This is a genomic window from Pseudoalteromonas sp. SG44-8 (assembly GCF_014164125.1).
GTDB lineage: Bacteria > Pseudomonadota > Gammaproteobacteria > Enterobacterales > Alteromonadaceae > Pseudoalteromonas > Pseudoalteromonas rhizosphaerae.
This window is the reverse complement of record NZ_JACJEQ010000004.1, coordinates 89,082-114,471: the sequence shown is the minus strand read 5'-3', so window position 1 is coordinate 114,471 and position 25,390 is coordinate 89,082. Positions and strand designations below refer to the sequence as shown.

The window sequence follows — 25,390 nt, the reverse complement described above, 5'->3', positions numbered from 1 at the left end:
AGCATTGTAATATGCTTTTATTAGTAAATACAAATACAAGAGTATGAGCCATGTGGTTTTGGGTTAAGCATTTATCATTAGCTGCTATTTTAATTGCCGCAGCAATTTATTTTTTATTAGGCCATGGTCCAGTCATGGACATGAAAGATACCAAAAATGCGGCTGCGCAAGGTTTATCACGTTTTTATTCATCATTACGCAACCAAGTAAATAAAAGCAATGAACGCGATAAATACGTACTTAAATTAGCTAATCCGGATATAAATATAGATGCGGCGCTGACCGAGCGCGCTAAAGTTGTTGAACCATCCTCACCAAATTGGACTGGTGAATTAATGCCGAGACGCTTTGAAAATGGCTCGACTTTAAAAAAAGTGTTAACTGATTACGCACGCGATGAAGATATCGTTCTGTATTGGTATTTAAGTAAAGACTATGTGATCAAAGAACACTTTAGAGTGGATAGCAATTTTAATTCAACACTTTATCAAGTTGGCCGGGCGATCAATGATGACTTTGAAAACGAAGTTTATACCTTCTTTTGTTTTAAACAGCGAGCAGCCGTGATAACCGAGCTGCCCTCTGAATATGTGCGCGAAAACTGTAAGCGCCTAAGAAGTTAAGCGCTTAACTCAAATATCTGCTGCCATGCTTGTGTAACAAATGCGATGTCTTTCGCAAATTCAGCTTTTGTTACACAACGTCCCTGCTGATCTAGGCTCAACACATGATAACGCGAGCGATAATCAATATAGGCTGTAATAAGCCCTTGCTTGATCTCATCACTAATACAACCAAGCCTTGCTGCATCGGTTAAAATCCTTACGTTGTCTGAGTAAGTAGTTAGTTGCTCTAAGCTATAAGCGTTATCAAGCACTAAATATTGAGTCAGAAACTCAATATCAGCAATGCCGCCAGTATCTTGTTTTAAATCAAACTCAATATCGTTGCCTTTCGCTAAATGTGTGCGCATTTTTTCACGCATGATGATCACATCTTCTTTAAGCTTTTGCGGGTCGCGCTGCTGGCACAAAATGCCTAAGCGAATTTGCGCAAAGCGCTGCTGTAATTCGGGTTGCCCAAAAATCATCCGAGAACGCACTAGCGCTTGATGTTCCCATGTCCAAGCTTGCGTTTGCTGATAGTGGTTAAAGCTCTCAAGATTGATTGCCATTAACCCTGAGGCACCTTCTGGGCGTAACCGCGTATCTAGTTCATATAAAATGCCCGACGCCGTACGAGTATTAAATAAATGCATTAGTCGCTGTGCTAATTTTAAATAAAACTGCCGTGAATCAATCGCTTTAGTGCCATTAGTTTGCTCTGAGCCATCACTATTATGTACAAAGACTAAATCGAGATCAGAATCATAACCCACTTCAAAACCACCGGTTTTACCATAAGCTATTACGGCAAAGCCCTTGTGCTCTTCATCAGTATTGGGCGGAATACCAAAACGCTGCGCCATTTGCTGCCAAGCAAGGTTCACCGCTTGCTCAACTATCGCTTCGGCTAATGCTGTTAAATGATCGCTTACTTTCATTACATCTAACACACCGGTTGCATCAGCGGCAGCAATACGTAGTTGATGGGTTTGTTTAAACTGACGCAGTGCTTCCATTTGCTGTTCTAAGTCTGCGCTATCAATTCGTAAAAAATACTGTCGTATTTCGTCTTTATATGCAGTCAGTGGTGTAGGCTTATACAGCACCGCAGGATCGATAAGCTCATCAAGTAAAATCGGGTAACGCGAAATATGCTCACCAATCCATTTACTATGGCAACACAACGAAACAAGCTGTTTTAACGCGCCTTGGTTTTCAAACAGCAACTCTAAATAGGCTGTTCGTGAAATAACCTTGCTTAATACTTGGCAGATCATACTAAATACGTCACCACTTGCTTGACTGTCTGATAGTTGCTTTAGCATTAATGGCATGAGTTTATCGAGAATATCACGGCCACGATGACCAATTTTAGTTTTCGTTAAGCGGGCTTTAAAATCTTCTAATGGTATTTGCCATGCATCATTTGGGTCGGTTAAAACACTAATATCGGTGTGTTCCCAAGCACTTATAAAAGCACTTTCGCAAGGATCAACAGGCTCACTTTCATAACCAATAACTTGTTCAAATTCACTGTGTATGCCAGCCATAATATCATTTATTTGCGCTAAAGATGCGCTGAAGTCACTCTGCTCTAACAGGTAATTTAATCGTTGTTGGCTCAAGGCATCATCTGGCAATGTTTGCGTTTGTTGATCTGCAAAAATCTGTAAATATTGCTCAACTCGCCTTAAAAACAAATAATTGTGGCGTAATAATTTTGCTTCATCTGCGCCAATAACTTGAATATTTACTAATTCAGCTAACGCTTTTTGTAATGATTGTGTTTGTAAATTGGCTTCACGCCCACCTCGTACCATTTGCAATGCTTGCACCACAAACTCGACCTCACGAATTCCACCAGCGCCTAGTTTTATATTGTTGGTTAAGCGCTTACGGCGTACTTCTTGAGCTATCATTTGCTTCATTTTACGCAGCGATTCAATCACTGAAAAATCGATATAGCGACGATACACAAAAGGCTTTAATAACTGATAAAATTCATCACAATAGCCCGTTTGAGGGCCAATTAAACGTCCTTTGAGCATGGCATAGCGTTCCCACTCACGGCCTTGATCTTGGTAGTAATCTTCCATGGCATTAAAACTCATCACCAAGGGGCCACTTTCACCAAAAGGTCGCAGCCGCATATCGACCCTAAATACTTGTCCATCAACCGTTGTTTGATTAAGTGCGGCAATCAGCTTTTGTGCCACTTTAGTGTAAAACACTTGCGCTTCTAAAGAGCGCCGCCCACCTTGAGTTTTTACACTACGTGGATAAGAAAAAATTAAATCGATATCTGACGAATAGTTAAGTTCTTGGCCACCTAACTTACCCATTCCTAATACCAACATCGCCAGAGGCTGTTGTTGCTCATCGAATGGTTGCCCATTAATCTGAGCAACCTGAGCAAATGCCCAGTTATTGGCACTATCAATTAGCTGATCGGCTAAAGCCGAGATATAGCCAATACTATCGGCTATATCATTGCTGTAACATAAATCTAAACACGCTACTTTTAGCCAATAGCGTTCCCGGTAACGGCGTAAAATTTTATGGCACTGCGCTTCATCAACCTCGGTAAGATTTAAGTCTTGAAATGGGTTAGGACTATCTCGCAAACTCATTTGAGTATCACTGAGCAACATCTCAATTAACTGCGGCTGAGATTGCAGGCAACGCCAGGCGAAGTCACTCAAACCTAACAAATTAATAATTAATTCATTAGCAGGAAGCTCTGGATATAGCTGAAAAAAACGTTCGCTGCCTAAGCCATGCAGTGCTGTTGGGAGTTGTTCGCCTGGTGTCATCAAATACTCTCTTTTATATCAGTCGTAACCGTACTAGAATAGTTAACATAATAATAACCACCCTAGGTTCTCAATGTCATATTTATCTTTATCTAACACTAGTTTACTCGCGATTGCTATCTGTTTTATGGTTATTTGTTTAGCTGTTATTTGTTTGCGGGTAGTGAGTCAACTCAAGGCTAAACAAGCATTAAAAGAAGAACTTGCTCAACATGACAATTTTGCTCTAGGAATTAGTTTTGCGTCAGAAATTAGTGTAGTGATCGCGACTGTAGCATTTTTATTTGATGAAATTAGTATCAGTGCAGCCCAATCAAACCCGCTTAAGATGATTGTACTGATAGTTCTGTTGTTTACTTTTATTAAAGTAGGCCACTTGATCCACCGCAAGTGGATCTTGCACCGCTTTAATGAAGAAGCCGCCATACTAAAACAAAATGTCTGTGCCGCTTTGGTAGATTCAGGCATGTTGATCGCTAACTGTATTATTACATTAGGGCTATACAGCTGGTCTCATACCCAAGGGTTTAGCAGCTTACTAATTGCCTTTGTCAGCTTCTTTTTACTGCAAACTATTTTTGCCTTAGACAGTAAATTCCGTGAATATCGCTTTGCTCGCGCCAATCAAGGGGCGTCATTACAAAGTAACTTTAATTTAGAAAACACCTCTATTGGCATTCGTTATGCCGGTAAATCCATTGGCCTTGCATTAGCTATCTATGCGGGTCTTGCCAGTGCCACTTTTCACAGTGGTAAAATGGTTGAGAATTTATTCACATTAGCTTTACATTGCGGAACTATGTGGTTATTACTGTATCTATTAACGACTATAATCAAGTTCATCTCTCTGCCAAACATTGATACTGAGCTTGAAATTGATCATCAGGATAATATTGGAATAGCTTGCATTGAATTTGCTGTTTTCAGCGCTATAGGCTATTTACTAATAAGTATGTTTTCAATTTAATATTGAAAATGACGTAATACGTGGGGCCTTATGCCGTTTGAAGTAAATAACTATCTACTGATCGATAACGACAGTGAATTCAGCCGGCAATTCACTGAACATTATTTTGCTCAGCCACACGGCACCAGTCCAAGTACCCTTGTTGTTGCTGGTGCAAATACCCGTCACTTGGTTAAATTAATGTTTGACCAGTTGATCAAAGATTATTGCTACTGCGACTTTAGTAATGAAATTAGCGTGTCAGAACTGGCGAGTTATTTACATGAACACCATGATATTGCCGGTGTACTATACAATCAAACGGATTATTTATTAGCTGATGATAAACAACGATTTATATTCAATTCTTTACATTCTGTACGGTTTTTAATTAAAGAGATTGATGATGGATACCTGTTTGAACCAGTCACAGACTTAGCACAAAACAATCACTTATCATGTCAAACCGAAATAGCCGAAACACCGCAAAATTTAGACGCATTATGTGAAAAGCTTAATAATTAGTTAAAATAAAACTTAACTAATTATCACTGACTCACAATAAGTATTTGCACCGAAGAGATGACTTACATACCATAACGATATTAGCTATTTTTGTTGAAGGTCATCATGAGAGTTCCTCATATTTATCAAGCAAGTCCTATTGTAATTGCCACTGCACTTCAGTTAGAAGATGATGCATCAGGCCACATAGGTCGCGTATTACGGATGAAAGTCGGTGAGCATATCTCGTTGTTTAATGGCCAAGGCGGCGAATATCTTTGCGAACTCATTGAAGTAGGAAAAAAATCAGTCGTTGCAATGCCGCTTGAATTTAATGAAAAAGATGTTGAATCACCGCTGAGCATTCACCTAGGCCAAGGGATTTCTCGCGGTGACAAAATGGACTTTACCATTCAAAAGTCTGTTGAATTAGGGATCACTGAAATCACCCCTATTTTCAGTCAACGCTGTGGCGTTAAATTAAGCGCCGAGCGACTTGCAAAAAAACACCAGCAATGGCAAAAAATAGCGATTGCTGCAGCAGAGCAATCTGGTCGTAACCGAATCACCACGATTCATCCACCGATAGACATCAGCCAATGGCTTGCACAAAGCAGTGATGAAATTAAGCTTACCCTACACCCTCGTGCAGAGCACAGTATTAAAACAATCGAAGTACCTAGCGCTGGCGTGCGGTTTTTAGTTGGTCCTGAAGGTGGCTTCACTGATGATGAAATTGCCCAGACCAAACAACAAAATTTTGTTGATATCCGTATCGGTCCACGCGTGCTGCGCACTGAAACTGCCGCTTTGACAGTCTTAAGTGCACTACAGCTACAATTTGGCGATTTAGCTAATTGAAATTAGTAAAACCACCCTCATATCAATAGCAACAGATTCAGTAAGGCAACGAACATGGCAATTAAGTTAGGTATAATTTCAGATCCGATCAGCGGATTCAACATCAAAAAAGACACCGGTTTTGCAATGATGATGCAAGCCCAAAGCCGTGGCTATGAAATTTACTACATGGAAATGAATGATCTTTCATTGCGTAAAGGCAAAGCGTATGCCACAGCCGCAAAAGCAACCGTGTTCGACGATACAAACCATTGGTATGAGCTGGAAGAAAAAGCCAGTATCGCACTTGCTGATTTAGATGTTATTTTAATGCGTAAAGATCCACCGTTTGATACTGAGTACATTTACGCAACCTATATTTTAGAACGCGCCGAACTTGAAGGCACGCTTATTATTAATAAGCCACAAAGCCTGCGTGATGCGAACGAAAAGTTATTCACCGCATGGTTTAGTGAGCATACACCTGACACTTTAGTAACCCGTTGTAAGCACCAGATCCGCGCATTTTTGGCTGAACATAAAGACATCATTCTAAAACCTTTAGATGGTATGGGTGGCGCCTCTATTTTCCGTGTGACTGAAAATGATGCCAACATTGGGGTTATTTGCGAAACACTCACCGAACACGGTAGCCGTTTTGCCATGGCACAAAACTATATCCCAGAGATCAAACAAGGTGATAAACGCGTATTGGTGGTCGATGGCGAAGTGATCCCATATTGCCTAGCCCGCATTCCACAAAATGGTGAAACACGTGGTAATTTAGCTGTTGGCGGTCGTGGTGAAGCACGCCCAATCAGTGATTCAGATCGTAGAATTGCCGAAGCCGTTGCACCAACATTAAAAGCTAAAGGGCTTATTTTTGTAGGTCTTGATATCATTGGTGATAAGCTAACAGAAATTAATGTTACAGCACCTACTTGCGTAAAAGAAATCGAAGCTGCCTATGATATTTCAATTACTGGGCGCTTATTTGATGCCATAGAAAGAAAACTGAGCCATACTTAAATTTACTAACAATAAAGGGGTATCGTTATGCAATCATTAGAAAATCATTTTTTAATCGCAATGCCATCAATGCAAGACCCTTTTTTTAAACGTGCTGTCGCGTATATTTGTGAGCACAATGAAGACGGGGCTATGGGGCTGGTGATCAACCAGCCGATCAATATTACAGTCGGCGACTTGCTCGACAAAATAGAGATTGATAACGACAAATCCACCCACGCAGCAAGTGTTGCAGTATTTGCTGGAGGACCTGTAAAAACCGATCGTGGTTTTGTACTGCATTCTCCAAAAGCAGGTTATAGCGCAAGCCAAGAACTTAGCAGCGAAATCATGATAACCACATCCAAAGATGTGTTGGCAAGTTTAACCACAGCCCAAGCACCAGAACAGTTTATTATTACACTGGGCTATGCGGGTTGGGAGCAAGGCCAGCTCGAACAAGAGCTACTCGAAAATTCATGGCTAATTATAAAAGCCGATCCTGAGATTATTTTTAACACACCGATAGAGCAACGCTGGGAAAAAGCAGTCGCGACGCTCGGTTTTGATATTAGCCAATTAAGTTCGGAAGCTGGCCACGCATAAGCGTGGTCAACCACAATTTTAAAGCACAGAGATAGCATGACTAAAAAACAACTAAAGCCCAAAGGTGAACGCACCGTGATGGGCTTTGATTTTGGCACCACCAGCATTGGTGTTGCTATCGGCCAAGAACTAACAGGAACCGCATCGAGCCTAAGCGCTATCAAAGCCAAAGATGGTATTCCAAATTGGGATTTTATTAAAAAGCATGTCGATGAGTGGCAACCTGATTTACTGGTGGTTGGATTACCGCTTAATATGGATGGCACAAATCAAGAAGTCACCTTTAAAGCTAAAAAGTTTGCCAACCGCTTACATAATCACTATGGACTGCCTGTAGAGACCCAAGACGAACGTTTAACCACAGCAGATGCAAAAGCACGATTATTTGAGCAAGGCGGTTACCGTAGCTTAGGTAAAGGAAATGTGGATAATATGTCGGCTGTTATTATTTTGGAAAGCTTCTTTGAACAAGCTTACGGGTAAGCGGTAGGTTTATAATAAGCTGCTCACTCAGTTCAGGAATAAATCCAGCTTGGCGATAGGCTTTTTCTATCGCACCTTGTTCTCGTAATATCTTTAAGCCTTTTTGCAACGCTTTAAAAGCCTGAGCGCCATCAGGATGGCGTTTTGATATTACAAAATGACGACTATCATCTAATAATATCAGCACATTAGGTACCGCTTGCAAAACAATATCTTCAAGTACATATTGGTTACCCATCTGTGGCATCAGTGGCATTAACATAAAATCAATCCATTGCATCGATACCATACGCACTTGACTGAGCCATTCATCCTCTGCAACTAGATCTTTTAATGGTAATTGCGATAAAGTTTTCCAATCTGTACGCCAACGCGGCGTAGACACACTAGTTAGTTGATTAAAATCTGACAGGTGCTGCAGCTGAAATACTTTTTTATTGTTTGGAGAAGTAAAAATCCCCGCAAAATACTCGCCTTTACGGATCAGCTCATCGCTGATATACACTTTATCTGCTAGTGATTTGGCATCTTCATACCAATAACTATCAAAGCTGATCAGTAGCTCACCTTTTTCTAACAGTTTGGTATTACGAAAATTAATTTTACCAATTTGATAACTGAAAGTTTTATTAAAGCCCCCCAAGTACAAGGCTTGTTGGGCAATGATCATATCAACTACATCGCGACGTATAAATCGACCACTAAAATCAGTAATATCCTGCGGTGCTCTACCGGCTAAAAAATGTGTGTAATCATAATGCACGTCATCTCGGATAAAAATAGCAATCGATTGATCTGTCGCCATCGCAAAAAATGAGTTACTAACAACATAAAAACTAACTGTTACAAGTAACCATTTTATGCGTTTTTTCATACTACTGACCTTTAGGTTCTAACCCGTCAATTGTTACTCCCTGTAAAAAACCAGCCCCTTGCTGTTCATTATTTCGAAGCTTAATCATCAAACGTAAATCGTTAGGTGAGTCAGCGTGATGCAAAGCATCTGCATAGTTGATACGTTGCTGTTTATAGAGCTCAAATAACGCTTGATCAAAGGTTTGCATACCCATATCTTTCGCTTTAGCCATGGCTTCTTTAATGCCGCCAATGTCGCCTTTTTTGATAAGCTCGCCGATAATCGGGGTATTCAATAAAATTTCGATAGCAGCTACTCGACCATTGCCATCGGCTGTAGGCACTAGTTGTTGTGCTATGATAGCTCGTAAGTTTAAGGATAGATCATATTTTAGCTTATCGTGCTTTTCTTTAGGCACTAAATGCATAATACGGTCAATTGCTTGGTTAGCGTTATTGGCATGTAATGTAGCAACACATAAATGACCGGTTTCAGCAAAACTAAGTGCGTATTCCATGGTCTCTTGCGAACGTATTTCACCAATTAAAATGACATCGGGGGCTTGGCGTAATGAGCTTTTTAACGCCGCCTCAAAACTTTCCGTATCTAAGCCAACTTCACGCTGAGTAATAATACTTTTGCGATGTTCATGGACAAACTCAATAGGGTCTTCAATGGTCAAGATATGCCCACGTTGATTACGATTACGGTAACCTAATAATGCAGCCAACGACGTTGATTTACCGGTGCCAGTACCACCAACAAACAGCACTAAACCACGTTTAGCCATGATCACATCAGTCAATGTCGACGGTAGACCAAGCTCAGCAACATCAGGAATTTGCGTAACAATACGGCGAATAACCATACCCGCGCAATCTCGTTGCCAAAATGCCGAGATCCTAAAGCGCCCTTCATCGGTAGCTATGGCAAAGTTGCACTCTTTAGTATTATGAAACTCTGCTTTTTGTTTTTCACTCATCGCTGATTCAACTAATTGCAGCGACTCTTCGTCTGATATTTTTTCGTCGCCAAGTGCAATTAGCTCGCCATTAATCTTTGCGCTGACTGGCAATTGGCTCGATACGAATAAATCCGAACCTTGCTTTTCAATCATCAAATGTAAAAAGTAATCAAGAGAATGTGTCATTACTGCTCCTTACTCGGGCCTAGCCGCCGAAATTATTTTTATCTTGTGCTTTAGCACGCGCTTCAGCATTGGTAACAACACCGTGATTCACTAAATTGATTAAACACTGATCCATGGTTTGCATACCATGCGATGCGCCAGTTTGAATGGACGAATACATTTGCGCAATTTTATCTTCGCGGATAAGGTTACGGATCGCAGGCACTGCAATCATGATTTCATGTGCTGCGACTCGCCCGCCACCAATTTTTTTCAACAGGGTTTGTGAAATAACTGCGCGTAATGACTCTGAAAGCATTGAGCGGATCATACTTTTTTCTTCACCAGGAAACACATCGATAATACGGTCAATGGTTTTCGGGGCTGACGTAGTATGCAATGTACCAAATACTAAATGGCCGGTTTCAGCAGCAGTCATGGCAAGGCGAATAGTTTCTAAATCACGTAGCTCACCAACCAAAATTACGTCTGGATCTTCACGTAAAGCACTGCGCAATGCATTAGAAAAACTATGCGTATCGCGATGCACTTCACGTTGATTAATCAACGACAGTTTATTGTCGTGCACAAACTCGATGGGATCTTCGATGGTTAAAATATGATGATGCTTGTGTTGATTTATATGATCCACCATCGCAGCCAATGTGGTCGATTTACCAGAGCCTGTAGGTCCTGTTACCAACACTAAACCACGCGGCGTATCTGAGATTGTTTTAAATATATCTGGCGCACCTAAATCATCAAGCGTCAGCACTTCACTGGGAATGGTACGAAATACAGCTGCGGGGCCTCGATTTGAGTTGAAGGCATTAACACGAAAACGTGCTAAGTTTGGCACTTCAAACGAAAAATCCACTTCAAGGTTTTGTTCATAGTCCTTGCGTTGATTATCGTTCATAATATCGTAAACTAGGCTGTTAACATCTTTGTTTTCCAGCGCTGGTATATTAATACGTCGCACATCACCATCAACACGGATCATTGGCGCAACCCCTGATGATAAGTGTAAATCTGATGCTTTGTGCTGCACACTAAAGGCCAACAATTCGGTAATATCCATTTATGACTCCACAACTAACTGATAATTATATGGTTACAATAGCAGAACGACTTAAGTCCGCCTATGCTAGAATTGCCTTAGCGGCAAAAAAATATCATCGTAATGAGCACGATGTCTGCTTGTTGGCAGTATCAAAAACCAAACCTGCTGATTTCATTCTAGCGGCTTATCAACAAGGTCACCGAGAATTTGGTGAATCATACGTTCAAGAAGCTGTTGATAAAATAACCCAATTAGCAAATTATAGCGATATTGTTTGGCATTTCATTGGCCCTATTCAATCAAATAAAACCGCCCTTGTTGCCAGCCACTTTGATTGGGTGCAAAGTATTGAACGTGAAAAAATAGCGCAACGTTTAAACGATCAAAGGCCCGCAGATAAAGCCCCTTTAAAAGTACTGATCCAAGTAAATATCAGCTTAGAGGACTCAAAATCAGGCTGCCACCCCGATAAACTTGCAAGCCTCGCTGAATTTATTCACCATTGCCCGCATTTAGAATTGCGTGGTGTCATGGCAATCCCAGCAAAAACTGACGATCCACAGCAACAAATACAATATTTTGAGCAATTACGTGCTTGCTTTGATAGACTTAAAGCCCAATATCCTCAAATAGACACCCTGTCGATGGGGATGAGTGGTGATGTCGAAGCTGCGATTGCAGCAGGCTCAACCATGGTACGCATCGGCACGGATATTTTTGGCCAACGAAGCTAAGGTGATAACTAAGATATGTCAGATAAAACAATTGCATTCATAGGCACAGGTAATATGAGCTACGCCATTATTGGCGGCATGGTAAAAAAAGGATTTGCTGCATCGAGTATTATTGCAACAAATCGTAACCAAGAAAAACTCGCTAAGGTAGCAGCGGATTTCGGGGTTAAAACCACCGCAGATAATAACCAAGCACTGCGCGATGCCGATGTTATTGTGTTGTCTGTAAAGCCGCAAATGATGGGTGATTTATGTCAATCATTTCAAGATTCGGGTATCGACTTTAGCGATAAGCTATTTATTTCTGTCGCCGCAGGCTTAACGGTTAAGCGGTTACGTGAAATGCTCGGACAAGACGTTAAGATGGTACGTTGTATGCCAAATACCCCGTCTTTATTAGGGCGCGGTGTATCAGGTTTATTTGGTGCTGGCGAAACCGAGCAAGAACACACTTTTGTGCAACAAGTATTTGAATGTACAGGTATTGCGGTATGGGTTGAGCAAGAGTCACAAATTAACGATGTTATTGCTGTTACGGGGTCATCACCGGCTTACTTTTTCTTATTTATGGAAGCCATAGAAGAAAAAGCCAAAGCACTTGGCTTTAGCGGTGAAGACGCACGTCGCTTAGTACAGCAAACAGCATTAGGTGCAGCTGAAATGGCACTATCTCAGCCTGAGATTAGTATTTCACAATTGCGTGCTAATGTGACATCAAAAGGTGGTACCACGCATGCAGCCGTTGAACATTTAAAAGCACACGGTCTGACTAACACTGTCGCCGATGCAATGGATGCCTGTATTGCTCGCGCAGAGCAAATGGAACAAGAACTTTAAAAGCACTTTGCTGCTTTTAGCCCTATTTATGTTTAAGGTTTTTAATTAAGGTACGTTATGAACGCCATGCAATTTTTAATAAGCACACTATTCGATCTATTTTTAATGGTCGTATTAATGCGCTTTTGGCTACAAGCCGCCAAGGCTGATTTTTACAATCCGTTGAGTCAGTTTGTGGTCAAAGCTACTTCATTTGCTGTTAATCCACTGCGTAAAATTATTCCAGGGTTAGGTGGTCTAGACTTAGCTTCGTTATTACTGGCGTTCATTGTCGCTGCTGCAAAAACTACTGCGCTGATATTTTTAGTAGGCGCGACATGGGAAGTTGGATTTGTACTGTTAGATGCGCTAGAAACGGTGATTAAAGAAGGCTTAAACTTGTTGTTTTGGGTATTAGTTATTCGCGCGTTATTAAGCTGGGTAAGCCAAGGCAACAATCCAGTAGAAGCGGTATTTCAGCAGCTAACTGAACCAATGTTAAGACCTATTCGTAAAGTGTTACCGCCACTGGGCGGCTTAGATCTATCAATTTTAGTGTTGATTATCGCGCTGCAATTTGCCCAGTTTCTGTTTATGGATTTAATCGGCTAACCTTATCATTAACACAGAGGCCTACTAGGCCTCTTTTTTTAAGAGTCATTTATGAAAAAGCTCGCAAGTATTTTATTTTTTGCACTGGCAGGCATTACCTTTAGTGCTCACAGTGAACAAATGCAAGGCGCACAATACAAAGAACTAGGTCCATGGCAAGTACATTACATTGCATTTCCGTCAACCTTTATTCAACCACAAATAGCTAAAACCTATGGCCTAGAACGTAGTGGTTATAAGGGCATTGTAAATATTTCAATCCTTAAAAAAGATACCGATGCCACAGCGCAAACCGCCATTCTTAAAGGCACTGCTAAAAACCTACTTGGTAATAAGCAAACCTTAGATTTCAAAGAAGTCATCGAAGGCGATGCAATTTATTACCTCGCGCAAGTTGATTTTACTAACGAAGAAATTCTGCGCTTTGAAATTGAAATACAACAAGGTAATCAATTTCAAAAGCTGCAGTTCCAGCAAAAATTTTACGTAGATTAATTCATGAAAAAAACTTTAGTGTTAGCCACTGGCAATCCGGGTAAGGTCAACGAATTGGCGCAAATGCTAAACCCGCTTGAAATAAACGTTGTGCCACAAAGCGATTTTAATGTGCCAGAAGTAGCAGAAACAGGCACCACCTTTGTTGAAAACGCTATTATCAAAGCTCGCCATGCTGCAAAAATAACTGGGCTACCAGCTATTGCTGACGACTCAGGATTGGAGGTTGATGGCCTTAACGGCGCCCCTGGCGTTTACTCAGCTCGCTATGCCGGAGAAGGCGCTAGCGATCAAGATAATATTGATAAATTATTAAGCGAACTTGCTGACAACCCAAACCGCAGTGCGCGCTTTTGGTGTGTGCTGGTATTAATGCGTCATGCTGATGACCCTACCCCACTGATTTGCAGTGCGAGCTGGGAAGGTCAAATTACCTTAGCCCAAAACGGCCAAGGTGGTTTTGGTTACGACCCTATTTTTTATGTGCCAGAACTTGAATGCACCAGTGCGCAACTGACTAAACAGCAAAAAAATGCAGTTAGCCATCGTGGTCAGGCGTTACAACGTTTATTGTCTGAGCTTAAGCTCAAAGGCGGCCTGTGAATTTACCACCATTAAGTTTATATGTGCACGTCCCTTGGTGTGTGCAAAAGTGCCCGTATTGTGATTTTAATAGTCACGGTCAAAAAGGTGAGCTCCCTGAAAAGGAATATGTGCAGCATTTAATTGATGATTTAAAAACCGATCTGCACTTAGTGCAAGGACGTAAAATTCATTCAATCTTTATCGGTGGTGGCACGCCTAGCTTATTAACCGGTGAGGCCTACGTTAATTTATTAACGGCGGTGGATTCATTAATTGGCCTAAGTGAAAACTGCGAGATCACCTTAGAAGCCAACCCCGGTACGGTTGAAACAGGCCGCTTTAAAGACTATGTGGCAGCTGGCATTAATCGTATTTCGATTGGTGTGCAAAGCATGCAAGACGACAAGCTCAAAGCGTTGGGGCGTATTCACGGTGCCGATGAAGCCATATATGCCGCAGAGCAAGCTCATGAAGCAGGTTTAAATAGCTTTAATCTTGATTTAATGCATGGCTTACCGGGGCAATCTGTTGCTGATGCGCTGAGCGACTTGAAAAAAGTCATCGCCCTTAATCCGCCACATATTTCGTGGTATCAGTTAACGATTGAGGCCAATACCCAATTTGCCTCTAAACCGCCAACGTTACCGGCCGATGACACCTTATGGGATATTCAAGAGCAAGGCCAAGCCTTACTTACTGAGGCAGGTTATCAGCAATATGAAATTTCCGGCTATGCAAAACCTGGCTACCAATGTCAACACAACCTAAATTATTGGCGCTTTGGCGATTATTTAGGCATTGGTTGTGGTGCCCATGGTAAGGTAACCGATGCTAAAACAGGCATCATTACCCGCACAGAGAAAGTAAAACATCCTCGCGGTTATATGGATTTAGCTAAGCCCTATTTATTTAAACAGTGGCCAGTTGAACAGCACGACTTACCGTTTGAATTCTTTATGAATCGCTTACGGTTATTTGAAGCCTGCCCAATTAGTGACTTTACAGCCTTAACTCAGTTACCGCTGCAAAGCCAAGCTGATGCGCTGCAACAAGCCATTGCCAAGGGTTTGCTTAAGCAAACGGATAGTCACTGGCAGGTAAGCCAAAAAGGTCATCGTTTTTTAAATGACCTGCTAGAATTGTTTGTGTAATAACGACCCAAACTTTACTAACAAATACACACTAATAATAATTAATAACCTTCAATGGTTTCTAACAACAAAAGGGAAAACATGCGTAAACTAACCTTTATCGCCGCCGCAGTGAGTATTGCACTGCTAGGTGGTTGCCAGCAAACACCAGAGCAACAAAGCACGCCAACTGTACAAGCACAACCTGTACAAAGCGAAATAGACAAAGCGAATGCGTTCTTCGAAGATACTTTTAACCGTGATGTGATGAGCAGCCCTGTTTATCAAACATACATGGGTATCAAACAAGACTACGACAAATGGGATGACGGTAGCGAAGCGCGCGTACTGAAAGATCATCAACAAACAAAAGATGATTTAGTGGTATTAAACGCTATTAACCGCGAACTCCTAGATGACACCACAAAAGTTAGTTATGACCTTAAAAAGCAAGACCTTGAAAACAGCATTGCTGATTTTAAATGGCGCTATCATAACTACCCAGTGAACCAAATGTTTGGTACTCACTCGATGATCCCGGCCTTTTTAATCAACCAACACCAGATTTCTGATGTTACCGATGCCAAAGCCTATATCTCGCGTTTAAATGGCGTAACCACGGTTATTGATCAACTGATCACCGATTTAGAAGTACGTGCTGATAAAGGCATTATCGCTCCTAAATTTGTATTCCCACATGTGATTGATTCAAGCAAAAATATCATTCACGGTGCGCCATTTGAACAAGGTGATGATTCCACCTTACTTGCCGACTTTAAACGTAAAGTTGCTAAGCTTGAAATTGCTCAAACTGATAAAGACGCATTGATCAGCGATGCTGAGAAAGCCCTTAAAGCGGCTGTAAAACCTTCTTACTCTAAGTTGATTAATTATTTAGCACAGCTTGAAAAACGTGCTGATGATCGTGATGGTGCTTGGAAATTTCCTGATGGCGAAGCGTTTTACAACAACGCATTAGCGCGCACTACTACTACTGATTTAACGGCTAAAGAAATCCACACCATCGGTTTAGCTGAAGTATCTCGTATTCATGACGAAATGCGCCAAATCAAAGAAAAAGTTGGCTTTAAAGGCGATTTAAAAGCCTTTATGCAGTTTATGAAAACCGATAAGCAATTTTACTTACCTAATACTGAAGCAGGTAAGCAGCAATACCTTGACGAAGCCACGGCACTTATTAACACCATGAAATCACGCTTAGATGAGCTATTCATTGTTAAGCCTAAAGCCGACATGATTGTTAAGCGTGTTGAAGCATTCCGTGAAAAAGCGGCTGGTAAAGCATTCTACCAACAGCCTGCACCAGATGGTTCACGCCCGGGTGTTTACTACGCTAACCTTTACGACATGGAAGCAATGCCAACGTATCAAATGGAAGCGCTGGCTTATCACGAGGGTATTCCAGGTCACCACATGCAAATTGCAATTTCGCAAGAGCTTGAAGGCGTGCCTAAGTTCCGTAAATTCGGTGGCTACACAGCCTATATCGAAGGTTGGGGCTTGTACTCAGAGTTATTACCAAAAGAAATGGGCATGTATGCAGACCCTTATTCTGACTTTGGCCGTCTATCGATGGAACTATGGCGTGCATGTCGCTTAGTGGTTGATACTGGTATCCACGAAATGAAGTGGACTCGCCAACAGGGTATTGATTACTACGTAAATAACACGCCAAACGCGACGTCTGACGGCGTTAAAATGGTTGAACGTCACATTGTAATGCCTTCGCAAGCAACTGCTTACAAAGTAGGTATGCTGAAGATTTTAGAACTTCGTGAAGCTGCCAAGGTTAAACTAGGCGATAAGTTTGATATTCGCCAATTCCACGATGTAGTACTTAAAAATGGCGCAGTGCCACTAAACGTACTTGAAAACTTTGTTGATGAATGGGTTGCAAGCAAACTAGCAGCTTAAGCATCCTTACTTTATAACATATACAAAGGCCGTATCTACGGCCTTTTTTATTGCCTGAAAGATAGATAAACACTTGACCAACAAGTGCTTTACGCTAGGATAAAGCAATTGATATACACGTAACGTATAGGATTAACAATGGATACATGTATCAGTCAACTAAATCAACAGATGCAGCAGCATCAGTTGCAAGCCATTGTTGATAGCTTTGCCAGTTTATCTGCAATACAACAAGCCATGCAGTTACAGCACTTATATAGCAGTGCGCAACGCATGAGTGTAAAATATACTTATCTGCAAAATATCGCCACACGCATATTAACTCAACACTCTCTACCAACAGCCATCATCAGTCAGCTAAATAATACCGAACAATTAAGTTTTTTTACCCCTGGTCTCAAGTTCAATCATGGTTTTACACAACAAAACCAACAGCAGCAAAATGTATTGCACCGCTTATTTAGCGAGTGTAGTGAGGCTAATTTACCGTTTAATTATGTACGTTCACTGATGCTATTTGAAAGTAACGAAAACTTGCTGCAAGCATTAGCGCAAGTTAATGATATCGGGCTGACCCCAGTTGCTAGTTACATTGCAAACAACCCAGCTCAACACAGCTTACCAAAGCATGAATTTTCGGCCTTGCTGGCATTAATGGAAGTTGAGTTTAAACAAAATCAGGGCAATATAAACACTACCGCATTCTTAAAAGCCTTACTCACGTTATCTCAAACAAGCCCAGAAAAGCCACTCAGTGACTATAAAATACTGCTCAGTGGCGCTTACTTACGCTGTAAAACAGAACAAGTTGAGCGCTACCTTGTACAACATAAATAAAATTAATCAGATAAATAATATTCAACGCTGGTTACAACTCGCACTTTTTTTATCTGCGGAGTGTTTGAATCTCGGTCGATTATACTAAACTGCCCTTGTCTTGCGGTGCGAATTTTACCTAGTTTTGACTGTGAGTCCTTGGCAAATTTTAATGCCACTTCGCGAGCTTTTTCGGTTGCTTCTTGCACCATTGCTGGTTTTATATCGTTTAGCCCAGAGAACAAATATTCAATGCGGGTTTCATAGTTATCTTGCACAATCGCAATACCTTGTTTGGCTAGCTGGCCCACCTTAGTTAAGGCGTTTTGCACTTTATCAGGCTGCTGCGAATACACGGTAATATTTGCGCGGGCAATATAGCGAAACTGTTGATTATCAGCGCCATATTCGCGCGCTTGTTTATCAACAATTGATTGCCTACCTTGGCTGATCTCTTGTTCATCAAAGCCATGCAGTTTTAAAAAAGCGATCACTGCGGCATTTTTCTGCTCAACTCGTTCAACTAACTTTTCGAGGTTATTGTCCGCATCACTAAATTGTACCGGCCAGATCACTGTATCAGCAGTTACTTCACGCTCTGCTAATCCTTTAACCTCAACCGTGCGTTCCATATTTTTTACATCAAGCGCTGCTGATTTTAAAATCCATCCGCAGCCAAGTATAGCGACACTCAATACAGCTGCGCCAAGCAACTGGTAATATCCATTTGGCTTATTCATTTAGGTTCCTTTGATAATTATCAATGTTAAGTTGGTTTGATGCTCGAAAAATCAACTTAAACAGGTTACATTGAGCATATACCCAAACCACCTCAAGATGCGAGCGTCGTTAGCAAAAAGATTCTATTGCATCGTCGTGCTAAAAAACAAATAACCCGCAAGGAAAGACCATGAGTGTAAAACGCATTAGTCAGTTTTTCAATCCGACTTCGGTTGCCGTGATTGGTGCATCGAATAACGTTTCCCGAGCAGGATTTGTAGTAATGCGCAACTTATTACAAGGTGGATTTAACGGCCCTATCATGCCAGTAAGCCCGACTAATAGCGCCGTACATGGCGTGTTGGCCTACCCGTCTATTGCGGCGCTACCGAAAATACCGGACCTTGCAGTTATTTGTACGAACAAACACACTCTACTTAATATCATTACAGAGCTTGGAGAGTTTGGCTGTAAAAATGCGATTGTGATCGCAGCCGGACTCAATCATGAACAAAAAACAGCACTGCAAGAAGCCGCTAAACAAGCCAAAGTATCGTTACTTGGCCCTAATTGTTTGGGTTTGTTGATCCCTCATATTGGCCTCAATGCGAGTTTTTCTCACACTATCGCAAGCCCTGGTAAATTAGCGTTTATTTCACAGTCCGCAGCTGTGTGCTCCACTATTTTAGATTGGGCAAAACATAAAGAAATTGGCTTTTCATACTTTGTCTCTGTGGGAGATTGTTTAGATATCGACTTTGCTGAACTACTCGACTTTTTAGGTCGCGATGCAAAAACGAAGGCTATTTTGCTGTACATCGATAACATTGAGAATATCCGCAGCTTTATTTCAGCTGCTCGTGCCGCTGCGTTTAGTAAACCGGTGATCGCCATTAAAACCGGTAAAACAGCGGCTGGAGCACTTGCTGCCGAAATTCACACTGGCGGCAAGCAAAGTTCAGATGCGGTGTATGACGCCCTCTTCCAACGCGCGGGTATGTTACGGGTAAATGATTTAACTGAACTGTTTGCTGCTACACAAACACTGGCCATGCATCCTAAATTATTAAAGGTGGAACAACTCACCATTTTAACCAATGGCGGCGGCCCCGGCGTAATGGCCGTTGATAGCTTATTACAAAGTTCTGGTAAGCTGACACAATTAAGTGAAGAAACCCGTGCGGCGCTCAATAAAGTGATCCCACAATCGGATATGACCTCTAATCCGGTGGACATTTTTGGTGACTCAGTTCCGGCACGCTACCAACAAGCACTGGAAATTTTATTGCATGCTAAGGAAGTAAAAAATCTACTGATCATTCACACGCCATCGGCCCTTGCGCCAAGTGAAGACTATGCATTAATTATCGCTGAAACGTTGAATAAACTACCGAAAATGGCGCGTCCTTATGTGATCACAAATTTTATGGGCGAAGATGCCGCCTATGCCGCCCGTCGTGTATGTAGCAACTACGGCATTCCTACTTATCGCACCCCAGAGGGCGCAGTTCGTGCCTTTATGCACTTAGTAAGTTATCGCCGTAATCAAAAACATTTAACCCAAACTCCAGAGTCAAACACAGATGACGCTAAAATCAATAAACACGCAGCAAAAGCGCTCGTGAATGAGTTTTTAGCAGAGCAGCAAAGCTATCTATCCACCCATCAAGCCAGCCAAATACTCGCTCACTATGGCGTTGAATGTATTCAAACCGAGGTCGCATACACGCCGACAGAAGCAAAAGAGCAAGCCATAGAGCTAGGCTTTCCTGTGGCACTGAAACTGATCAGCCCTAGCATTCCATCTAAATCAGAAGTCGGTGGTGTAGTACTTAATCTCAATGACGCACAAGAAGTTGAGCAAACCGCTTTTGCAATGTTATTAAGAATAAGAAACACCTACCCTGATGCGATTATTGAAGGTTTTTCGCTACAAAAAATGGCTCCCAGAGCGGGGGCCAATGAACTACGCATTGCCGTAAAAACTGAGTCTAATTTTGGTCCTGTAATACTTCTAGGAGAAGCCGGCACAGGTCTAGAGTTTGCTCAAGCAGCGGTTGCTTTACCACCTTTGAATATGAACTTAGCAAAATATTTAATTGCTGCGGCGCATGATAAAGGCGTGCTTAAAGATCGCATTTTGCCTGAGAAAGTTGATAAGTATCGCCTGTGTGCATTGCTTACGCGAATTTCACAACTGGTAATTGATCAACCCGATATAACTTCGCTTGAGTTAAATCCTATTTTAGCCAGTAATGGCCAGTTTTTGGTGCTTGATGCCACCATGACCCTGAGTCACTACCAAGTACAATCACATCGTAAACGCTTATCTATTCGCCCTTACCCAATTGAGCTGGTTAAACAAGTGACGCTTAAAAATAATACCCTTGCGACACTCAGACCAATAAAGCCAGAAGATGAACAGGCGCACCAAGAGTTTGATCAATCTCTCAGCAAAGAAGATCGCTACAAGCGCTTTTTTGGTGAGCTGCCGCAATTTAACCACGATCAACTCGCTAAAATGACGCAAATTGACTACGATCGTGAAATGGCGTTTATTATCACTCAAGACAACGCCACGCTTGGCGTCTCTCGGGTGTTAATGGACCCAGATAAAGTGCATGCCGAATTTGCTATAGTAGTACGCTCAAACTGCCAAGGCCTTGGCTTAGGTGGCTTATTAATGCGCGCCGCTATTGAGTATTGTCAAAGCCAAGGCGTACAATTTATTGAGGGTATCACCCTGCCGGAAAATACCGGAATGATTGAATTAGCCCGAAAACTAGGCTTTAAGATCAGCCGCGACTTTGAAGAAGGCAGTATAAACATGGTACTGAAGTTATAAGGGACTATAGTTGAAAGTAACGAGCTGGAAACACTGGCCTAATATCGACTTAAATGCTGACTTACTAGCAAAGTCAGTTATTAGATACCAAGATATTCATGATCATTGCTTTATAAAACTGAGCTGTAATAGTAATAGTGTATGTAGCGCATTTGGCATTAAACGGCACTTCAAACATAACCCATTAGGAACAGTTGAAAAAAACAGCTACCCCCATAGTTTATCAGCTTTGTTAGATGATAAAAAAAGCCCTAAAGAATTAAACGATTGTCCGCAACTACTCATAAATATTGAAGCACATAAACGTGTTAGCGAGCACTTTAGCAATGAGAATAAACTGTGTTTTGCAACGGTTTACTCTCCGCTTTATCATTTAAATTCAATGCTTGCGGGTACATTAACTGCAGCCGAGTTAGAGCGCGCACCTTACAAAAAGATGTTATCTTTATTAAGTGATATAACAGCACAATATATTGAAGCTTTACTATTAATTAAAAATGTTAGAATTTACTACTGCAGCTTTCATGCTTGTGGTGCATTTTGCAGTTATCAGCAATTTAAAACACTTGTAGCGCCTTATGATGAACAATGCATAGCGCAGTTAACACATCAGAACCACCTTCTTCACTATCATTGCAGTTCTTCCATTTATTTTGATTACCTAGATAGTAACAGGTTCTCTTTACTATCAATTGATGACTGTCACGATGTGGTATCTATAAAAGCTTTGCTCACTAGCTTCCCTGATATTACATTTGTAGGGCTATTGGATAAATTATTATTACCGCGCCCACTTAAAACGGAAGAAATTGAACAATTTTTATTATACTGCCGCCGCAACTTAGACCTTAATAGAGTCATTATTGCCCCAAGCTGCACTCTACCTGTAAGCATTAAAAACAATACATTATTAATAACATGTTCTATTGTGAAAGAACTGTGATTTTTATTTATATCTACGGAAAATAATCAATTGAGCATAATACATACAGAGTTAATAAAAGGCATTGAGTTATACCAAAAAAACCAATACCAATTAGCGCAGGCAAAATTTAAATATGTACTGAGCAAAGACCACTCATCTTTGATTGCACATCGTTATTTGACCGAAATAGCACTGATAGAGGGCACAGCAAAAAATCACATAGCGCCATTAATAGCTTGCATGGCAGCACACCCAGCTTCAAGTGAGCTTAGTTATACCTTAGGTATGTGCTACCAACAAGCACGTGAGCTTCCCTTAGCGGTTGCACAATATCGCCATGCATTAGAGATGTTTTTAGACACTCCACCCATCCATAGCTACAAACAACAACCAAAAGTTGAATTCGATACCAAAATACATGAGGCCTTGCTATGGAAAACCCTTGCCCTTTTACGCCAAGAAAACATTAAATCCTTTGCCACAGCAGGTAGCTTATTGGGCATCATACGCGAAGGTGCAATTCTCCCTTTTGATAAAGATATTGATATTGGAGTTGATTGGGGGCAAATGGAGCAGGCTATTACACTTTTAAAAAGCCAAGGCTGGCATGAACATATGCGCTCTTATGACTTAATTAACCCACGATGCTTTGCTCACCCAGATGGAGTGACCTTGGACATTTGTGGCTTTGGTGTTGATACCGCCAACCAACAAACTATTTGTGGGCTTTGGATGAGTGATATTCCCTTTGAGTGGAATAGAATTACACAATATCCAACCTTAAATTTAGTAGAAAAAACAACTCCCTTTGGCAACGTATGGCATCTAGCACAACCTGAACTGATATTAAGTGCGCTTTATGGAGATTGGCAAACACCCGACCCTCTTTTTGATACTATTTTATGCGCAAAAAATATTCGCTCATTCTCGTTATTAACACAGTGCTTTGTGTATTCAAGGCTTTATAAGTTATGCTTAATGAGTGAATGGGGGAAATTAAAACACATATTAAACCAACTTACTTTTTTTGATAATAACGACGAATTAATAAAAAAATTAACCGATAAAGCCGAAAGTATGCCTACATGACTCTAAACTCACAAATACATAGCTTAAATTCAGATAATAAAAGCAGTCATAATACGCGCTGTTTGGCTCTTGGTGTATTTGACTTATTTCATATTGGTCATTTAAATTATTTAAAATTTGCTAAAGCACAAGGAAGCGAACTGTTTGTTGCGGTTGCGTCAGATGACTTATGCTTTGAAAATAAAAATACGTTTCCGATCATTAATCAGCATGAAAGAATGGCGATTATAAGCGCACTGGCGATCGTGGATCACGTTGCCTTAGTGCCAAGTCCAATAGTAAAGACTCAGAGCACTTGTAAATGGATACAAGCATGGGGAGTAAATAAGGTGGTTGTTGGCGGGCAATGGCAAAATAGTGAGCGCTGGAATGAAGCCGCTGATGCATTACAAGCGTACGATATTGATGTCATGTTTGCACCACAAACACCTAATATTTCGAGCTCGGGTATTAAGAAAAAAATAATCACATCTTATTCCGATAGTTTGTAATGCACGTTTTAATTCTACATTACAAGTTTTTACCGCTTATATGCACACTCAATACGACAATGTACAATCTGACATAACCATATTTATAGCCTTTGAATAGTCGCTATAAGCTAAACTCTAAACCAGTATTATTTTTAAAAGAACACGGATTTAATTTGAATAATTTACGTAAACGCACAGCGCTATTTTTTGAAGGTAATGGGGAGTACCGTAAGACTGGTCATTACATCGATATATTTCTAATATCGCTGATAATGATTAATGTGATTGCAATTGTGCTTGAATCCGTGGTCAGTTTGGCTCAGCAATATAAGTATGAATTTTTAATACTTGAGCTTGTCTCGGTTAGTATTTTTGCCATCGAGTATTTACTTCGCCTTTGGTCATGCGTAGAACGTGCCGAGTACAAAAGTCTAGACTGTGGTAATTTTCAACGCCGTTTAAAATATTTACTCTCTCCTTTAGCCTTAATTGATCTCATGGCAATCCTGCCCACGCTCTTAATGATGTTTATCACCTTTGATTTACGTTTTTTAAGAGTGCTCAGACTCCTACGTGTTTTTAAGCTCACTCGTTACTCACGAGCAATGCAGCTACTTTTACAATCATTTCGTGATGAAAGCAGTTCGCTTTTGGCCGCATTCTTTATAATGGCAGTGGTGCTAATTTTAGCTTCCTGCGGAATTTATTTAATTGAACACGATATACAACCGGATAAATTTGGCTCCATTCCTGCGGCAATGTGGTGGGCAATGGCAACGCTGACCACTGTAGGTTATGGTGACGTTGTGCCAGTAACACCGCTAGGGCGTTTTTTTGGCGGCGTGATCACGTTACTGAGTATGGGAATGGTAGCAATACCCACCGGCTTATTAGCTTCGAGTTTCTCTGAACAGCTACGTAAGCGTAGGATCATGTTTAGTGATGCGGTGCATGAATGTCTGCATGATGGCGAGCTAGATGGCAAACTAGATGATGCGCAACTGGAGCATCTAGAGAATTTGCGCTGTAAGCTTGGTTTAAGTAAGCAAGAAGCAAACAAAGCAATTAAGTCTCAACTTAGTGCACGCACTAAAAACCTTTATTGTCGTCACTGCGGTGAACGCCAAGACTAGATATAGCTTCTAGTTAAAATTTCAACTGTTTAGGGCATCAACACCGCGATTGGTTTAATTGTAGTGTTGAGTCTCAAAAACGTTATGACTCAGCAAATAAAACCCAAGCTATAAAAAAGAAGAAAGCAAAGAAGACCATACCTTTTATATAGCCAGTATTTCGAACTTTAAGCCAAAATTCTCTTTGAGTTTTTTGCTCCGTATGACTGAGCAAATAATCACAATGCGG

At 41.1% G+C, this 25,390-nt stretch carries 25 protein-coding genes; 20 read left to right on the top strand and 5 right to left on the bottom strand.

The window, feature by feature from the left end; all coding sequences use genetic code 11:
* The first annotated feature begins 50 nt into the window (after nt 1-50).
* Nucleotides 51-623, top strand: coding sequence for a TcpQ domain-containing protein (locus tag H5163_RS05210; RefSeq protein ID WP_145234952.1), 573 nt, complete (start codon nt 51-53; stop codon nt 621-623).
* On the opposite strand, the gene glnE is transcribed toward H5163_RS05210, so the two are convergent.
* The gene (glnE, locus tag H5163_RS05205) at nt 620-3,418 is read right to left on the bottom strand and encodes a bifunctional [glutamate--ammonia ligase]-adenylyl-L-tyrosine phosphorylase/[glutamate--ammonia-ligase] adenylyltransferase (RefSeq protein ID WP_145234950.1); all 2,799 of its coding nucleotides are present in this window, start codon (nt 3,416-3,418) and stop codon (nt 620-622) included. The genes H5163_RS05210 and glnE overlap by 4 nt on opposite strands.
* 73 nt (nt 3,419-3,491) lie before the next feature.
* Here glnE and H5163_RS05200 point away from each other — a divergent pair, with 73 nt between their 5' ends.
* The 6 genes from H5163_RS05200 to ruvX all read left to right on the top strand — a co-directional run bounded on the left by H5163_RS05200 (nt 3,492) and on the right by ruvX (nt 7,805).
* Nucleotides 3,492-4,385 (top strand): hypothetical protein, encoded by an 894-nt coding sequence (locus tag H5163_RS05200; RefSeq protein ID WP_145234948.1) that lies wholly within the window; start codon nt 3,492-3,494, stop codon nt 4,383-4,385.
* Nucleotides 4,386-4,415: 30 nt separating this feature from the next.
* On the top strand, nt 4,416-4,889 hold the full coding sequence (locus H5163_RS05195; protein ID WP_145234946.1) for a hypothetical protein: 474 nt from the start codon (nt 4,416-4,418) through the stop codon (nt 4,887-4,889).
* Nucleotides 4,890-4,994: 105 nt separating this feature from the next.
* A complete protein-coding gene (gene rsmE, locus H5163_RS05190; protein ID WP_182734564.1) occupies nt 4,995-5,729 on the top strand; it encodes a 16S rRNA (uracil(1498)-N(3))-methyltransferase in 735 nt (244 codons plus the stop codon).
* Nucleotides 5,730-5,783: 54 nt separating this feature from the next.
* A complete protein-coding gene (gshB, locus tag H5163_RS05185) occupies nt 5,784-6,737 on the top strand; it encodes a glutathione synthase (RefSeq protein WP_145234942.1) in 954 nt (317 codons plus the stop codon).
* A gap of 27 nt (nt 6,738-6,764) precedes the next feature.
* Nucleotides 6,765-7,322 (top strand): YqgE/AlgH family protein, encoded by a 558-nt coding sequence (locus H5163_RS05180; RefSeq protein ID WP_145234940.1) that lies wholly within the window; start codon nt 6,765-6,767, stop codon nt 7,320-7,322.
* A gap of 36 nt (nt 7,323-7,358) precedes the next feature.
* Nucleotides 7,359-7,805, top strand: a complete 447-nt coding sequence (ruvX, locus tag H5163_RS05175) for a Holliday junction resolvase RuvX (protein ID WP_145234938.1) — start codon at nt 7,359-7,361, stop codon at nt 7,803-7,805.
* Here the strand turns inward: ruvX and H5163_RS05170 are convergent.
* Genes H5163_RS05170 through H5163_RS05160 form a run of 3 tightly spaced genes read right to left on the bottom strand, consistent with a single transcriptional unit; the run spans nt 7,768 to nt 10,871 of the window.
* On the bottom strand, nt 7,768-8,679 hold the full coding sequence (locus H5163_RS05170; RefSeq protein WP_145234935.1) for a hypothetical protein: 912 nt from the start codon (nt 8,677-8,679) through the stop codon (nt 7,768-7,770). The genes ruvX and H5163_RS05170 overlap by 38 nt on opposite strands.
* 1 nt (nt 8,680) lies before the next feature.
* Complete coding sequence (locus H5163_RS05165; RefSeq protein ID WP_145234933.1) at nt 8,681-9,811, bottom strand: PilT/PilU family type 4a pilus ATPase; 1,131 nt, start codon at nt 9,809-9,811, stop codon at nt 8,681-8,683.
* A 19-nt stretch (nt 9,812-9,830) separates the two neighbouring features.
* Nucleotides 9,831-10,871: a type IV pilus twitching motility protein PilT gene (locus H5163_RS05160; protein WP_145234931.1), complete on the bottom strand. Its 1,041-nt coding sequence runs from the start codon at nt 10,869-10,871 to the stop codon at nt 9,831-9,833.
* Between the two features lie 2 nt (nt 10,872-10,873).
* Here H5163_RS05160 and H5163_RS05155 point away from each other — a divergent pair, with 2 nt between their 5' ends.
* From H5163_RS05155 to H5163_RS05120, 8 genes are all read left to right on the top strand, one after another.
* Nucleotides 10,874-11,587, top strand: a complete 714-nt coding sequence (locus H5163_RS05155) for a YggS family pyridoxal phosphate-dependent enzyme (RefSeq protein ID WP_145234929.1) — start codon at nt 10,874-10,876, stop codon at nt 11,585-11,587.
* A 15-nt stretch (nt 11,588-11,602) separates the two neighbouring features.
* Nucleotides 11,603-12,424: a pyrroline-5-carboxylate reductase gene (gene proC, locus H5163_RS05150; protein ID WP_182731342.1), complete on the top strand. Its 822-nt coding sequence runs from the start codon at nt 11,603-11,605 to the stop codon at nt 12,422-12,424.
* A gap of 57 nt (nt 12,425-12,481) precedes the next feature.
* Complete coding sequence (locus tag H5163_RS05145) at nt 12,482-13,015, top strand: YggT family protein (protein ID WP_182734562.1); 534 nt, start codon at nt 12,482-12,484, stop codon at nt 13,013-13,015.
* A gap of 51 nt (nt 13,016-13,066) precedes the next feature.
* Complete coding sequence (locus tag H5163_RS05140) at nt 13,067-13,510, top strand: DUF4426 domain-containing protein (RefSeq protein WP_145234922.1); 444 nt, start codon at nt 13,067-13,069, stop codon at nt 13,508-13,510.
* 3 nt (nt 13,511-13,513) lie between these two features.
* Complete coding sequence (locus tag H5163_RS05135) at nt 13,514-14,113, top strand: XTP/dITP diphosphatase (protein ID WP_145234920.1); 600 nt, start codon at nt 13,514-13,516, stop codon at nt 14,111-14,113.
* Nucleotides 14,110-15,246: a radical SAM family heme chaperone HemW gene (gene hemW, locus H5163_RS05130; RefSeq protein ID WP_182731341.1), complete on the top strand. Its 1,137-nt coding sequence runs from the start codon at nt 14,110-14,112 to the stop codon at nt 15,244-15,246. The genes H5163_RS05135 and hemW overlap by 4 nt, the downstream gene beginning before the upstream one ends.
* Before the next feature lie 81 nt (nt 15,247-15,327).
* On the top strand, nt 15,328-17,160 hold the full coding sequence (locus tag H5163_RS05125) for a DUF885 family protein (RefSeq protein WP_182734560.1): 1,833 nt from the start codon (nt 15,328-15,330) through the stop codon (nt 17,158-17,160).
* 138 nt (nt 17,161-17,298) lie between these two features.
* Nucleotides 17,299-17,997, top strand: a complete 699-nt coding sequence (locus H5163_RS05120; protein ID WP_182734559.1) for a hypothetical protein — start codon at nt 17,299-17,301, stop codon at nt 17,995-17,997.
* 2 nt (nt 17,998-17,999) lie between these two features.
* Here the strand turns inward: H5163_RS05120 and H5163_RS05115 are convergent, their stop codons facing one another.
* Nucleotides 18,000-18,716, bottom strand: coding sequence for an SIMPL domain-containing protein (locus H5163_RS05115; RefSeq protein WP_182731338.1), 717 nt, complete (start codon nt 18,714-18,716; stop codon nt 18,000-18,002).
* A 170-nt stretch (nt 18,717-18,886) separates the two neighbouring features.
* Between H5163_RS05115 and H5163_RS05110 the strand changes: the two genes are divergently transcribed.
* From H5163_RS05110 to H5163_RS05090, 5 genes are all read left to right on the top strand, one after another.
* Nucleotides 18,887-21,541, top strand: a complete 2,655-nt coding sequence (locus H5163_RS05110; protein ID WP_145234910.1) for a bifunctional acetate--CoA ligase family protein/GNAT family N-acetyltransferase — start codon at nt 18,887-18,889, stop codon at nt 21,539-21,541.
* A 229-nt stretch (nt 21,542-21,770) separates the two neighbouring features.
* Nucleotides 21,771-22,484, top strand: a complete 714-nt coding sequence (locus tag H5163_RS05105) for a uroporphyrinogen decarboxylase family protein (RefSeq protein ID WP_404936306.1) — start codon at nt 21,771-21,773, stop codon at nt 22,482-22,484.
* A gap of 30 nt (nt 22,485-22,514) precedes the next feature.
* Nucleotides 22,515-23,555: a M48 family metallopeptidase gene (locus tag H5163_RS05100; RefSeq protein ID WP_145234906.1), complete on the top strand. Its 1,041-nt coding sequence runs from the start codon at nt 22,515-22,517 to the stop codon at nt 23,553-23,555.
* The gene (locus H5163_RS05095; protein WP_182734555.1) at nt 23,552-24,046 is read left to right on the top strand and encodes an adenylyltransferase/cytidyltransferase family protein; all 495 of its coding nucleotides are present in this window, start codon (nt 23,552-23,554) and stop codon (nt 24,044-24,046) included. Before H5163_RS05100 ends, H5163_RS05095 begins: the two co-directional genes overlap by 4 nt.
* A 155-nt stretch (nt 24,047-24,201) precedes the next feature.
* Nucleotides 24,202-25,161, top strand: a complete 960-nt coding sequence (locus H5163_RS05090; protein ID WP_145234904.1) for an ion transporter — start codon at nt 24,202-24,204, stop codon at nt 25,159-25,161.
* Nucleotides 25,162-25,390 lie beyond the last annotated feature (229 nt).